This is a genomic window from Zoogloea ramigera (assembly GCF_006539865.1).
Taxonomy (GTDB): Bacteria; Pseudomonadota; Gammaproteobacteria; order Burkholderiales; family Rhodocyclaceae; genus Zoogloea; species Zoogloea ramigera.
The window spans coordinates 30,712-43,873 of the sequence record NZ_BJNV01000044.1; the positions used below are offsets into that span (position 1 = coordinate 30,712).

At 67.1% G+C, this 13,162-nt stretch carries 11 protein-coding genes; 1 reads left to right on the top strand and 10 read right to left on the bottom strand.

Features of this window, described 5'->3' with window-relative positions; all coding sequences use genetic code 11:
- Positions 1 to 60 precede the first annotated feature (60 nt).
- The gene (locus tag ZRA01_RS12775) at positions 61 to 1,521 is read right to left on the bottom strand and encodes an HDOD domain-containing protein (RefSeq protein ID WP_170182975.1); all 1,461 of its coding nucleotides are present in this window, start codon (positions 1,519 to 1,521) and stop codon (positions 61 to 63) included.
- Positions 1,522 to 1,742: 221 nt separating this feature from the next.
- Positions 1,743 to 4,469, bottom strand: a complete 2,727-nt coding sequence (gene secA, locus ZRA01_RS12780; protein WP_141352774.1) for a preprotein translocase subunit SecA — start codon at positions 4,467 to 4,469, stop codon at positions 1,743 to 1,745.
- A gap of 146 nt (positions 4,470 to 4,615) precedes the next feature.
- Between secA and ZRA01_RS12785 the strand changes: the two genes are divergently transcribed.
- Positions 4,616 to 5,050 carry a DciA family protein gene (locus tag ZRA01_RS12785; RefSeq protein WP_141352776.1) on the top strand — a complete coding sequence of 145 codons (435 nt, stop codon included), beginning with the start codon at positions 4,616 to 4,618 and terminating at the stop codon, positions 5,048 to 5,050.
- A 12-nt stretch (positions 5,051 to 5,062) separates the two neighbouring features.
- Here ZRA01_RS12785 and ZRA01_RS12790 read toward each other — a convergent pair whose 3' ends face one another.
- The 8 genes from ZRA01_RS12790 to murG form a co-directional block, all read right to left on the bottom strand.
- On the bottom strand, positions 5,063 to 5,251 hold the full coding sequence (locus tag ZRA01_RS12790) for a hypothetical protein (RefSeq protein WP_141352778.1): 189 nt from the start codon (positions 5,249 to 5,251) through the stop codon (positions 5,063 to 5,065).
- A gap of 7 nt (positions 5,252 to 5,258) precedes the next feature.
- Positions 5,259 to 6,176 carry a UDP-3-O-acyl-N-acetylglucosamine deacetylase gene (gene lpxC / locus ZRA01_RS12795; RefSeq protein ID WP_141352780.1) on the bottom strand — a complete coding sequence of 306 codons (918 nt, stop codon included), beginning with the start codon at positions 6,174 to 6,176 and terminating at the stop codon, positions 5,259 to 5,261.
- A gap of 161 nt (positions 6,177 to 6,337) precedes the next feature.
- Entirely contained in the window at positions 6,338 to 7,474 is a 1,137-nt protein-coding gene (gene ftsZ, locus ZRA01_RS12800; RefSeq protein WP_141352782.1) for a cell division protein FtsZ, read from the bottom strand.
- Positions 7,475 to 7,626: 152 nt separating this feature from the next.
- A complete protein-coding gene (gene ftsA / locus ZRA01_RS12805) occupies positions 7,627 to 8,856 on the bottom strand; it encodes a cell division protein FtsA (RefSeq protein WP_141352784.1) in 1,230 nt (409 codons plus the stop codon).
- Positions 8,853 to 9,728, bottom strand: coding sequence for a cell division protein FtsQ/DivIB (locus ZRA01_RS12810; protein ID WP_246093664.1), 876 nt, complete (start codon positions 9,726 to 9,728; stop codon positions 8,853 to 8,855). Before ZRA01_RS12810 ends, ftsA begins: the two co-directional genes overlap by 4 nt.
- On the bottom strand, positions 9,721 to 10,635 hold the full coding sequence (locus tag ZRA01_RS12815; RefSeq protein WP_141352797.1) for a D-alanine--D-alanine ligase: 915 nt from the start codon (positions 10,633 to 10,635) through the stop codon (positions 9,721 to 9,723). Before ZRA01_RS12815 ends, ZRA01_RS12810 begins: the two co-directional genes overlap by 8 nt.
- A 22-nt stretch (positions 10,636 to 10,657) precedes the next feature.
- Positions 10,658 to 12,052 carry a UDP-N-acetylmuramate--L-alanine ligase gene (murC, locus tag ZRA01_RS12820; protein WP_141352786.1) on the bottom strand — a complete coding sequence of 465 codons (1,395 nt, stop codon included), beginning with the start codon at positions 12,050 to 12,052 and terminating at the stop codon, positions 10,658 to 10,660.
- Positions 12,053 to 12,072: 20 nt separating this feature from the next.
- Positions 12,073 to 13,131, bottom strand: a complete 1,059-nt coding sequence (gene murG, locus ZRA01_RS12825) for an undecaprenyldiphospho-muramoylpentapeptide beta-N-acetylglucosaminyltransferase (RefSeq protein ID WP_141352788.1) — start codon at positions 13,129 to 13,131, stop codon at positions 12,073 to 12,075.
- Positions 13,132 to 13,162: the final 31 nt, after the last annotated feature.

The window sequence follows — 13,162 nt, forward strand, 5'->3', positions numbered from 1 at the left end:
GCATTTTTCTGTGGCTCAGCGGTCGCTCGGCGGGGGGCTCGCCTCCCCGCGTGACGGAGATCAGAACCCAGCCTGGGCGCCCGCCGGATCTGCCGCGCTCAAGGTCACGGCCAGCCCGGCCTGCAGCGCGAAATGCTGGACGGCACGCCAGACCTCGTCATCCAGGGGCTTGCCCTGCCGATCGGCATAGAGCACGCCGATCTGGCGGGTGGGCGTGCCGAAAGGCACCAGCACCGCCTCGTCGCAGCCGGTCACCTGGAGCAGGCGCTCGGTGCCGGGGTGTTCCAGGCGCGCCGCGTCGATACGGCATGCCTGCGCGCTGTCGATGGCCGCGTCCAGCAGGTCGTCAGGGTCGCCTTCCATCGAAAAGATGAAACGTGTGCACAGGGCCTCGCTGCCGCAGCCCAGGGCCACCCGGCCCTGCAGCTGGGCCCGGTCACGGGTTAGCACGGCCACCAGAACGCGCTCGCAGCCGACACCACAGAAGACGCCCTCGGCCACCATCTGAAGGATGTCCGCCAGCGGCGCACGGGCGAAGGTGAGCGCCGCCACGTCTTGCAGGATGCGCAGTTGCAGCGCGGCGTCCGGCTCGACAGGCGGGCCAGCCGGCTCAGGCTCAAACTCGGGCACACCGGCGTTCGAGCCACCGCTGGTCGCGATGATCTGCCCGGCCTCGACGGCACCGAAGGATGCGGCAATGCGGGCGGCCTGGGCCGCATTGGCCAGGACTTCGTCGCGCACGGTCTCGATCGGCAGGCCGAGGTAATCGGCCATCTCACGGAGCGCCTGGCGGGCTGCGAGGGAGGTCCAACCGCCCTCTGCCGCCAACGCCAATCGCTGCCCGAGGAGCACGGCCCGCTCCGGCCCACGGCTGCGGGCGTCGCCCTCCAGCGCCGCCACCGCGAGGGAGCCCAGCCGCCACTCGCGGACCAGCCCCACCGACAGATGGCGCAGCGAGAATCCGAGGACAACCTGCTGCGCCTCTTCTTCGCGCAGACATGCGCTCTTCATGCAGCGCTCGAGGGCCTGGGCCTGTTCACCGCCAAAACACCAGAAAGCCATCTCGCCGACTCGCGACAGGAGGGCGGCGATGAACACCTCCTCGGCCTGCTGCTCACCGCGCCGCTGGGCCGCCCAGCGCGCCTGCACCGCGGCATGGAAGCTGCGTGCCATCTCGACATGGATACGCCCGCGCAGCCCGCCCGCAAGCAGGGAGTCGATCAGCGACACCGACAGGGCCAGCTCGGCGACCGGATTGAAACCGAGCACGACGATGGCCCGGGAGACGGTATTGACCGCCTGGCGCGAGTGGTTGAAGTAGGCGCTGTTGGCCAGGCGCAGCACCTTGGTGGTCATCGGCGTGTCCTTGAGGATCACCTGGGCCAGCGCCGAGGCCGATGCCCGTTCGTCGCCGATGATGCGGCGCAGGGCCGCGACGGTGCTCGCAAAAACGGGCATCTCGCGCCCGCGGATGCGTTCTATCCAGCCGGCCAGATCGGGGGAATTCGGGCTATGACTCATGTGCTCTCCTGTGGCCCATAACGGCACCCGGCCTTGCAGCTTGAGGCCCCCCAGACGCAACGAAGCCCGCAGGGCGGGCTTCATGTCCACACTTGCTACGGGGAAGGGTCAGAAAACCGTAGCGAGCGCGTCGAGGTCGCAAGGAGGAGCGCAGCTGTACTTGAGTACAGCGAGCACCGCAGTTGCGAGATCGGCGCGCGCAGTAAGTTTAATGACCCTTCTTATGAAAGTTTGCCGTGGCAGTGCTTGTACTTCTTGCCCGAACCGCAGGGACACGGGTCGTTACGGCCAGCCTTGGGTGCCGCGCGGTGCTCAGGCTCGGCGGCGCCCCGATCCGGATTGGCCGTGGCCAGGGCCTCGTCGTAGCCGGCGTGGTGATACTGGACGTTCTCGAGCTCGGGCGGCGCCTCGGCCTCCTCGAGCTGGGCTTCGGAACGGATCTGCACCGTCATCAGCAGCTTGGTGACCTCGGTGCGCACGACGTTGAGGAGGTTCTCGAAGAGTTCGAAGGCCTCGCGCTTGTATTCCTGCTTGGGGTTCTTCTGGGCGTAGCCGCGCAGGTGGATGCCCTGGCGCAGGTGGTCTAGGGCCGACAGGTGCTCGCGCCAGTGGGTGTCGAGGCTCTGCAGCATCACGTTGCGCTCGAAGCCATGCCAGGCCGCCGCATCGACCATCGCCACCTTGTCGGCGTAGGCGCGGGCGCCGGCCTCGAGGACGCGCTGCAGGATGTCGTCGTCGCCGATGCTCGGCTCGGCCTTGATCCATTCAGCCACGGGCAGCTTGAGCTGGAACTCGGACTCGAGGGCGAGCTCGAGGGCCGGGATGTCCCATTGCTCTTCGACGGAATCGACCGGCACGTAGATGCGGAACAGGTCGTGGAGCACGCCATCGCGCATCGCGGTGATGGTCTCGCTGATGTCGTTGGTCTCGAGCAACTCGTTGCGCTGCTGGTAGATCACCTTGCGCTGGTCGTTGGAGACGTCGTCGTATTCGAGGAGCTGCTTGCGGATGTCGAAGTTGCGCTGCTCGACCTTGCGCTGGGCGGTTTCGAGCGACCGCGTCACCATGCCGGCCTCGATGGCCTCGCCCTCGGGCATCTTGAGGCGGACCATGATGGCGTTGAGGCGCTCGCCGGCGAAGATCTTCATCAACGGATCTTCGAGCGACAGATAAAAACGGCTCTCGCCCGGGTCGCCCTGACGGCCGGAGCGGCCCCGCAGCTGGTTGTCGATGCGGCGGGACTCGTGGCGCTCGGTGCCGATGATCTTGAGACCGCCGGCCTTCAGCACCTGCTCGTGGCGAAGCTTCCACTCTTCACGCAGCTTGTTGATCTGCGCGTCCTTCTCGGCATCCGACAGCGATTCGTCTTCGCGGATCAGCGAGACCGGCTTCTCGACGTTGCCGCCCAGCACGATGTCGGTGCCGCGGCCGGCCATGTTGGTGGCGATCGTGATCACGCCCGGCCGCCCGGCCTCGGCGACGATCTCGGCCTCACGGGCGTGCTGCTTGGCGTTGAGCACGTTGTGGGGCAGCTTGGCGCGGGTGAGCATGTCGGACAACAGCTCGGAGTTCTCGATGGAGGTGGTGCCCACCAGCACCGGCTGGCCACGCTTCACGCAGTCCTGGATGTCGGCGGTGATGGCGTCGTGCTTCTCCTTCATCGTGCGGTAGACCTTGTCGTTCTGGTCTTTCCGGATCATCGGGCGGGAGGTGGGCACGACCACGGTTTCAAGGGCGTAGATCTGGTGGAACTCGTAGGCCTCGGTGTCGGCGGTGCCGGTCATGCCGGCCAGCTTGCCGTACATGCGGAAGTAGTTCTGGAAGGTGATCGAGGCGAGGGTCTGGTTCTCGGCCTGGATCTTCACGCCTTCCTTGGCCTCGACGGCCTGATGCAGGCCTTCGGACCAGCGCCGGCCGGCCATCAGGCGGCCGGTGAATTCGTCGACGATCACCACCTCGCCGTTCTGCACCACGTAATGCTGGTCCTTGTGGTACAGCGCGTGGGCACGCAGGGCGGCGTAGAGGTGGTGGATCAGCAGGATGTTGCCCGGATCGTAGAGGCTGGCGCCCTCGGCCAGCATGCCCAGGCGGCCGAGGATCTCCTCGGCGTGCTCGTGGCCCTGCTCGGTGAGCAGCACCGAATGGGCCTTGAGGTCGACGGTGTAGTCGCCGGGCTGGGTGATGTTCTCGCCCTCGCCTTCCTGGCGGGTCAGCATCGGCGGCACCTGGTTCATGCGCAGGTAAAGCTCGGTGTGATCCTCGGCCTGGCCGGAGATGATCAGCGGGGTGCGGGCCTCGTCGATCAGGATGGAGTCGACTTCGTCGACGATGGCGTAGTTGAGGCCGCGCTGCACGCGCTCGCCCAGTTCATACACCATGTTGTCGCGCAGATAATCGAAGCCGAACTCGTTGTTGGTGCCGTAGGTGATGTCGGCAGCGTAGGCCGCCTTTTTCTGGTCGTGGGGCATCTGCGACAGGTTGCAGCCCACGCTGAGGCCCAGGAAGCTGTAGATGCGGCCCATCCAGTCGGAGTCGCGGCTGGCCAGGTAGTCGTTGACGGTGATGACATGCACGCCCTTGCCGGACAGCGCATTGAGATACACCGGCAGCGTGGCGGTGAGGGTCTTGCCCTCGCCGGTGCGCATCTCGGCGATCTTGCCGTCGTGGAGCACCATGCCACCGACCAGCTGCATGTCGAAGTGGCGCATGCCGTGAACACGCTTGCCAGCCTCGCGGACAACCGCAAAGGCCTCGGGCAGCAGCGCGTCGAGGCTCTCGCCACCGGCCACGCGCTGACGGAACTCTTCAGTCTTGCCCCGCAGTTCCTCGTCGCTGAGGGCCTGGATTTTCGGCTCCAGTGCGTTGATGGCACGCACTTTCTGACTGTACTGGCGAATCAGCCGGTCGTTGCGGCTGCCGAAAATTTTCTTGAGAAGGCCTGCGATCATTTGATTTGGAAAGGGAAACGCGGCAAAAAGCGGATTCTATCATGTCGTCAAGACACGACCGTGACGCAGGACAAGTCGCCGCGCACTCTTGTCCGCCGGGGACGATCAACCTACGATGGGGGCGCTTTCCCGGATTCCAAGCCCCGATGCCCTCCACCAGCCCGATCGACAACTTCCTCGGCAGCGGCGACGCCCTCTCCCGCCTGCAGGCCCACGCCGGCCGCCTGATACGCCTGCAGCGGCAACTCGAGGCGCTGTTGCCCGACTACATGGCCCCCGCGTGCAAGGTGGCCAACCTGAAGGGCGAGGACCTCGTCATCCACGTCGAGAGCGCCGGCCTGGCCGTCAAGCTGCGCCAGGCGGTGCCCAGCCTGCTCGCCGACTTTGCCCGCGCCGGGGTGATCCTGCGGGACATCAAGGTGAAGGTGGCGGTGCCGGATTACCGCCCGCCGGCCGCGCCGGTGGAGGAGCGCCACGTGAGCGAATCCACCCGCAGCGGGCTCGGCGCCCTGGCCGCCACCCTGCCGGCGGATTCGCCGCTGGCCAAGGCGCTCAAGCGTTTTGTGAAGAATGCTGGCTGAGCGAGCCGGCGTTCAGGCCACCGTCACGAAGACCCGCTCGACGATCAAGAGCGCGAAGAACACCAGCGCCACGATGATCGCCCAGCGGAACAGCCGCCAGGCCAGCGCCAGGTAGCGCGCGTCGCGAGTGAAGAAGTAGGCGAAGACCGAGCCGCAGATCCCGATCCCGACCAGCACCGCCAGGAGACGCAGCAGCAGCATGACCGGCTCAGGCAGGGGCCAGCTCGAAGAGCCGGGCGACCGCCGGCGGCGTGGCCGCGTCTTCCTCGAAGGTCACGATGTCCCAGGCGGTCTTGTCTTCCAGCAGCACGCGGAGAATCTGGTTGTTGAGGGCGTGCCCCGACTTGTAGGCGCTGTAGGCGGCCAGCAGCGGGTGGTTGGCGAGGTAGAGATCGCCGATCGCGTCGAGCACCTTGTGCTTCACGAACTCGTCGGCGTAGCGCAGGCCGTCGGCGTTGAGCACGCGGTATTCGTCCATCACGATGGCGTTGTCGAGGCTGCCGCCAAGCCCGAGGCCGTTGGCGCGCATGAACTCGACGTCCTGCATGAAGCCGAAGGTGCGCGCCCGCGACACCTCGCGCGAATAGGAGTTTTCGGCAAAATCGATGGTCACCGAGGTGCCGGTGCTGTCGATGGCCGGGTGGTTGAACAGGATGGAGAAGCTCAGCTTGAAGCCGTCGTAGGGCTCGAGGCGCACCCACTTGTCGCCCTCGACATACTCGACGGGTTTGAGCACGCGCAGGAAGCGCTTCGGCGCCTTCTGCTCCTCGATGCCAGCCGACTGGATCAGGAACACGAAGGGCCCGGCGCTGCCATCGAGGATGGGGATCTCGGCGGCGTCCACGTCGATGTGCACATTGTCGACGCCCAGCCCGGCGAGGGCCGACATCAGGTGCTCGACGGTGTTGACCTTGGCGTCACCCTTGAGAAGCCCCGAGCACATGCGCGTGTCGCACACCGCGTAAGGGTCGGCGGGCAGGTCGACGACCGGATCGAGATCGACCCGATGGAACACCACGCCGGTATCCGGCGCCGCCGGGCGCAAGGTGAGGGTGACCTTGTTACCGCTGTGGAGCCCCACACCGGTGGCGCTGACGATGGTCTTCAGGGTGCGTTGCTTGAGCATGATGGAAACCCACGATCTGGTAACCTGATTTTAACACAGCGCCTTTGCTGCGCCGCAACAAGCAACTTTTGCACCCCAGCCGCAAAAGCAAAACGCGCAGCGGACGGAGGCGACGTCACGCTGCGCGTTTCACGATGGCCGCGGGAGCGGCCCCGGACGGGTCAGTCCGCCTGCTTGCGCAGGAAGGCCGGGATGTCCAGCGTGGACATGCCGTTGGCGCTCATCGCCTCGACGGTGGTGCGCGAGGTGCGGCGGATCACGGCCGGCAGCTCGAGGTTGCCGTAGTCGATCTCCATGCTCACGTTGTCGGTACCGGTACGGATCACTTCCATCTTGCGCGGCATGGCCGCAGCGCGCACGGCGCCGAGGCCGGTGGCGACCACGGTGACGCGGATGCGGTCTTCCATGTTCTCGTCGAAGACGGTGCCGTACTTCACGAAGGCTTCGGAGGCAGCGAAGGCCTGCACGGTCTTCACGGCGTCACGCACTTCGGACATCTTGAGGTTGCGGCTGGCGGTGATGTTGATCAGCACGCAACGGGCGCCGGACAACTCGGTGCCCTCAAGGAGCGGCGACACGGCGGCCTGTTCGGCGGCGATGCGGGCACGATCGAGGCCGGAGGCCTGGGCAGAGCCCATCATCGCGCGGCCCATCTCGGCCATCGCGGTGCGCACGTCCTGGAAGTCGACGTTGACGAGGCCCGGCACATTGATGATCTCGGCGATGCCGCCCACGGCGCTGGTCAGCACGTTGTCGGCGGAGCGGAAGCAATCCTCGAAGCCGGCGTCGTCGCCATACACTTCGAGCAGCTTGTCGTTGAGCACGACGATCAGCGAGTCGACCTGCTTGGAGAGCTCCTCGACACCGCTCTCGGCAACGCGGATGCGGTTCTCGAAGTCGAAGGGCTTGGTCACCACCGCGACGGTGAGGATGCCCATCTCCTTGGCGATCTCGGCCACCACGGGAGCGGCGCCGGTGCCGGTGCCACCGCCCATGCCGGCGGTGATGAAGCACATGTGGGCGCCTTCGAGGGCCGCGGCGATGGCGTCGCGGGATTCCTGGGCGGCCGCACGGCCAGCTTCCGGCTTCGAGCCGGCGCCCAGGCCGGTCTTGCCGAGCTGGACCTTGGTCGGGGCCAGGCAGCGGGACAGGGCCTGGGCGTCGGTGTTGGCGGTGATGAAATCAACGCCCTGCACACCTTCGCGGATCATGTGGTCGACGGCATTGCCGCCGGCGCCGCCGACACCGATCACCTTGATGCTCGTGCCACCCGATGCCTTCTCAACAATTTCAAACATTTAACGCGCCTCCAAAATTAACTGCAATTACATTGCCGATCCGCACAGGGGTGGGTTATTTAGTATCGGGGCCAACATTTTACAACTAAATAAACCCTGCACAGAGCGTGATTCTTTTACATCCAGCCCAAAATGGTGGGCTGGATCCAAGCTCAGAAATTACGCTCGAACCAGGAGCGCATTCTCGAAAACACCTGCCCCACATTGCGCGTCTGGCGGGCCTGCAGGCCGCGGCGTTTTTGGGCTGCGCCCTCCATCACCAGGCCCATCGCGTTGGCGTAGCGCGGCTCGCAAACCACCTCTGAGAGGGGGCCGTCGTAGCGCGGATAGCCGATGCGCACCGGCATGTGGAAGACCTCTTCGCCAAGCTCGACCATGCCCTGCATCACCGCCGCGCCACCGGACAGCACGATGCCCGACGACAGCAGCTCTTCGTAGCCGCTGCGGCGCAGCTCGGCCTGGACCAGCTCGTAGAGCTCGCACACCCGCGGCTCGATGACGTCAGCCAGGGCCTGCCGGGACAGCTTGCGCGGCGGGCGGTCGCCCACGCCGGGCACCTCGATCATCTCTGAGGCGTCGGCCAGCGTGTGCATCGCCACGCCGTGACGGATCTTGATCTCCTCGGCGTCGGCGGTAGGCGTGCGCAGCGCGACGGCGATGTCGTTGGTGACCTGGTCGCCGGCGATGGGGATCACCGCGGTGTGGCGGATCGCGCCCTGGGTGAACACCGCGAGGTCGGTGGTGCCGCCGCCCACGTCCACCAGACACACGCCCAGCTCCTTCTCGTCCTCGGAGAGGGTCGCGTAGCTCGAGGCGAGCGGCTGGAGTACCAGATCGAGCACCTCGAGGCCGCAGCGGCGCACGCACTTGACGATGTTCTGGGCCGCCGACACGGCGCCGGTGACGATGTGCACCTTCACCTCGAGGCGCACACCGCTCATGCCGATCGGCTCACGCACGCCGTCCTGACCGTCGATGACGAACTCCTGGGTCAGGATGTGCAGGATCTGCTGGTCGGCCGGCAGCGGCATCGCCCGGGCGGTCTCGATGACCCGCTCCACGTCGAGGGGCGAGACCTCTTTATCCTTGATCGCCACCATGCCGTTCGAGTTGAAGCTGCGGATGTGGCTGCCGGCGATGCCGGTGTACACATCGCGGATCTTGCACTCGGCCATCAGCTCGACTTCCTGGATGACCCGGCTGATCGCATCCACGGTGGCCTCGATGTTGACGACGACCCCCTTCTTGAGGCCCGACGAGGGCTGCGAGCCCAGGCCGACCACCTCCATGCGCCCGTCCGGCTTGAGCTCGGCGACCACGCAGGTGATCTTGGAAGTGCCGATATCGAGGCCGACGATCAGTTCTTTGTATTCTTTACTCATCGCTTACCTTTTTTTTCTTGCTTGCCCGCCAGCCCCTCGGGGACGATGGGCCTGAGGGCAAATCCACTGGGGTAGCGGAGATCCACCACCGCCACATTCATGTTCAGCTCGGTGCGGGCCTTCGGGTAATGGCGCACGAAGCGCGCCAGCCGTTCATCGATGGGCGCCTTCACCTGATCGTGGCCCAGCTCGATGGTCAGGCCGTCGTCCAGCTTGAGCTGCCAGGCTTCCCGGGCCGACAGTGAGACGCCCACCAGCTGCTTGCCCAGCGGGCCGAGCTTGCCGGTGAACTCGTCGAACTTGGCCAGCAGCACGCTGGACGAGCCTTCCGGCCCGCTGAAGACCGGCATCTTGGCGTTGCTGGCGGCGCTGAAGACTTCGCCGTAGCGGTTAACCAGGCGCATGTCGCCGGTTTCGCCGACGCGCCAGTAGGCCGAGGCCACGTGCTCCTCGAGGCGCACCTCGACGCCCCCCGGCCAACGCCGGCGCACGTCGGCGCGGCGCACCCAGGGCAGCTTCTCGAAGGAGGCGCGGACATCATCGAGGTCCACGGTGAAGAAATTGCCGCGCAGCGACGAGCGCGCCACGTATTCGAGCTGGGCGTTGGTCACCTGAGCCAGCGGCGTCATCACCACCACCTCGCGCAGCGGGAACGCTGGCAGGCGCGACAGGGCCGCCACCGCGGCATAGCCGAGGCCCGCGGCCCCGACGACCATCAGCACGTCGGAGATGAGATTGAGCAGCTGCGGCCTGTCCCACAGGCCGTTGCCCTCCACCGCCCGCGCCGGACGCGCGGCACGCGCGCGCCTCCCCGAGCCGGGCTTGGCGCCGGGCTCGGGCGGAACGTTGGAGGTGTTGCGCTCGTCAGCCAAGGCGCGCTCCGGACAGAATCTCGAGGCACAGGGCTTCGAAGGACAAGCCCGCCACCCGCGCCGACATCGGCACCAGCGAGTGGTTGGTCATGCCCGGCGCGGTGTTGATCTCGAGGAGCGTGAAGCTGCCGTCGTCCCGCAGGATCAGGTCGGCCCGGCCCCAGCCGCGGCAGCCGAGCACCTTGGCGCAGCGTACGATGGCAGCCTGGATCTCACGCTCCTGCGCTTCAGGCAGGCCGCTCGGGCAGAAATACTGGGTGTCGTCGGTGAAGTACTTGTTCTGGTAGTCGTAGTTGCCCCCCGGCGCGACGATGCGCACCAGCGGCAGCGCCCGCTCACCCAGGAAGGGCGCGGTGAGTTCCTGACCGGTGACGAACTCCTCGGCCAGCACCAGCGAATCGAACCTGGCAGCCAGCTCCCAGGCGCCCTTCAGCTGGCCAGCCTCGGTGACCTTGGTGGCGCCCATGCTGGAGCCTTCATGCACCGGCTTGACGAAGATCGGCAGGCCCAGGTCGGCCACCACGGCGTCCCAGTCGGTGCTGGCGTCGAGGATCGCGAAGCGCGGCGTGGGCAGGCCGGCGGCCAGCCACACCAGCTTGGTGCGCCACTTGTCCATGGCGATGGCCGAGGCCATCACGCCGCTGCCGGTATAGGGGATCCCCATCAGCTCGAGGGCGCCCTGCACGGTGCCGTCCTCGCCGCCGCGGCCGTGCAGCGCGATGAAGGCGCGATCGAACCCCTCTTCCTTGAGGATGTGCAGATCCCGCTCGGCGGGGTCGAAGGCGTGGGCGTCGACACCCGCCGCCTGCAGGGCCGCCAGCACGGCGCCGCCAGACATCAGGGAGATCTCGCGCTCTGCCGAGTTGCCACCCAGCAGCACCGCCACCTTGCCAAATTTGCCGGCCACCGCCGTCGTCGCTTCAGTCACTTCAAACCTCGCCATTCACCAATTTGCCCGGCACGCCGCCGATGCTGCCGGCACCCATGGTGATCACCACGTCGCCATCCTGCGCCGCGGACAAAATCGCCCCCGGCATCTCTTCGATGTTCTCCACGAACACCGGCTCGATCTTGCCCGCCACCCGCAGCGCCCGCGCCAGCGAGCGGCCATCGGCGGCCACGATGGGCGGCTCACCGGCGGCATACACCTCGCCGAGGAGCAGCGCATCGACGGTGGACAGGACCTTCACGAAATCTTCGAAACAATCCCGGGTGCGCGTGTAGCGATGGGGCTGGAAGGCCAGCATCAGGCGCTTGTCCGGGAAGGCCCCGCGGGCGGCGGCGATGGTGGCCGCCATCTCGACCGGGTGATGGCCGTAGTCGTCGATCACGGTTGCTGTGCCGCCGTTCGGCAGGGCCACCTCGCCATAGCGCTGGAAGCGCCGGCCGACACCCTTGAACTCGGCCAGGGCCTTGACGATGGCCTCGTCGGAGACGCCCACTTCGGTGGCCACCGCGATGGCCGCCAGCGCATTGAGCACGTTATGGCGGCCCGGCAGGTTGAGGGTTACGGACAGGCGGCTGGTGGTGCCATTGACGCGCACCACGTCGAAGACCATGCGGCCTTCCTCGGCGTGGATGTTCTCGGCGCGCACATTGGCGGATTCGGAGAAGCCATAGCGGACGATCTGCTTGGACACCAGCGGCATGATCGAGCGCACGTGCTTGTCGTCGTCGCACAGCACCGCGACGCCATAGAAGGGCAGGTGCTGCAGGAAATCCACGAAGGACTGCTTGAGCCGGGCGAAGTCGTGGCCGTAGGTTTCCATGTGGTCGGCGTCGATGTTGGTGACCACCGACAGCACCGGCGTCAACAACAGGAAGGACGCGTCGGACTCGTCGGCCTCGGCCACCAGGAAATCGCCCTTGCCCAGGCGCGCGTTGGCACCCGCGGCGTTGAGCTTGCCGCCGATCACGAAGGTCGGGTCGAGCCCGCCCTCGGCGAGGATGCTCGCCACCAGCGAGGTGGTGGTGGTCTTGCCGTGGGTGCCGGCGATGGCGATGCCCTGCTTGAGGCGCATCAGCTCGGCGAGCATCTGCGCGCGGGGCACCACCGGAATGTTGCGGGCGCGGGCGGCGATGACTTCCGGGTTGTCACCCTTGACGGCGGTGGAGGTGACCACCGCATCGGCATCGAGCACGTTGTCGGCGGCGTGGCCCTGGATCACCCGGGCCCCGAGGGCTTTCAGGCGACGGGTGGCGGCGTTGTCGCCCAGGTCGGAGCCGCTGACCTCGTAACCGAGGTTGAGCAGCACCTCGGCGATGCCGCTCATGCCAGCGCCGCCGATACCGACGAAATGAATGCTTTTGACTTTGTGTTTCACGTCGATTTCCGTTTCTTCAATCAGCGGGCGAGGCCGGCGCACACGTCGGCAACGCGGGCCGTGGCGTCCGGCTTGGCGCAGCTGCGGGCCTTCTCAGCCATCGTCAGCAGGCGCTCGCGGGTCATGTCCTGCAGCAGCGCGGCCAGGCGCTGCGGCGTCAGTTCGGTCTGGGGCAGCAGGAGGGCTGCGCCGGCATCGGCCAGAAAGCGGGCGTTGCCGGTCTGGTGGTCATCCACCGCATGGGGGAAAGGCACCAGCACGCTGGCGACGCCCACTGCGGCAAGCTCGGCCACCGTGAGGGCGCCGGCGCGGCAGATCACCAGGTCGGCGCCGGCATAACGCGCGGCCATGTCGTCGATGAAGGGCAGCAGCTCGCCGCCGACGCCGGCGGCCTGGTAGCCGGCCCGCAGCGCCTCGATCTGCCTGGTGCCCGCCTGGTGGGTGACCAGCGGACGATCTTCCGGCGCGAGCAGCGCCAGCGCCTTCGGCATCGCCTCGTTGAGCGCCGCGGCGCCCAGGCTGCCGCCGACCACCAGCACCTTCAGCGGCCCGGAGCGGCCGGCGAAGCGCACGGCCGGCGGCGCCACCGCGGTGATGTCGGCACGCACCGGGTTGCCCAGCCATTCGCCCTTCTTGAGCACACCGGGAAAGCCCGTGACGACCTTGTCGGCCACGCCCGCCAGCACCCGGTTGGCGAGGCCGGCGACAGAGTTTTGTTCGTGGACGACCACCGGCCGCCCCAGCAGGGCCGCCATCATGCCGCCCGGAAAGGTGACGTAGCCGCCCATGCCGAGCACCACATCGGGCCGCACGCGACGGATCTGCGCCAGCGCCTGGGCAAAGCCCTTCAGCAGGTTGAAGGGCAGCAGCAGCTTGCGCAGCAGCCCCTTGCCCCGCAGCGCGGTGAAGCGCACCCAGGCGACCTCGTAGCCGCTGGCCGGGACGATGCGCGCCTCCATGCCATCCGGGTTGCCCATCCAGACGACCTTCCAGCCCCGCTCGCGCAGCGCATCGGCCACCGCGAGGCCAGGGTAGATGTGGCCGCCGGTACCGCCGGCCATGACCATCAGGGTGGGCATCAGGCGTTGCCCCCACGCAAGGACAGTTTTT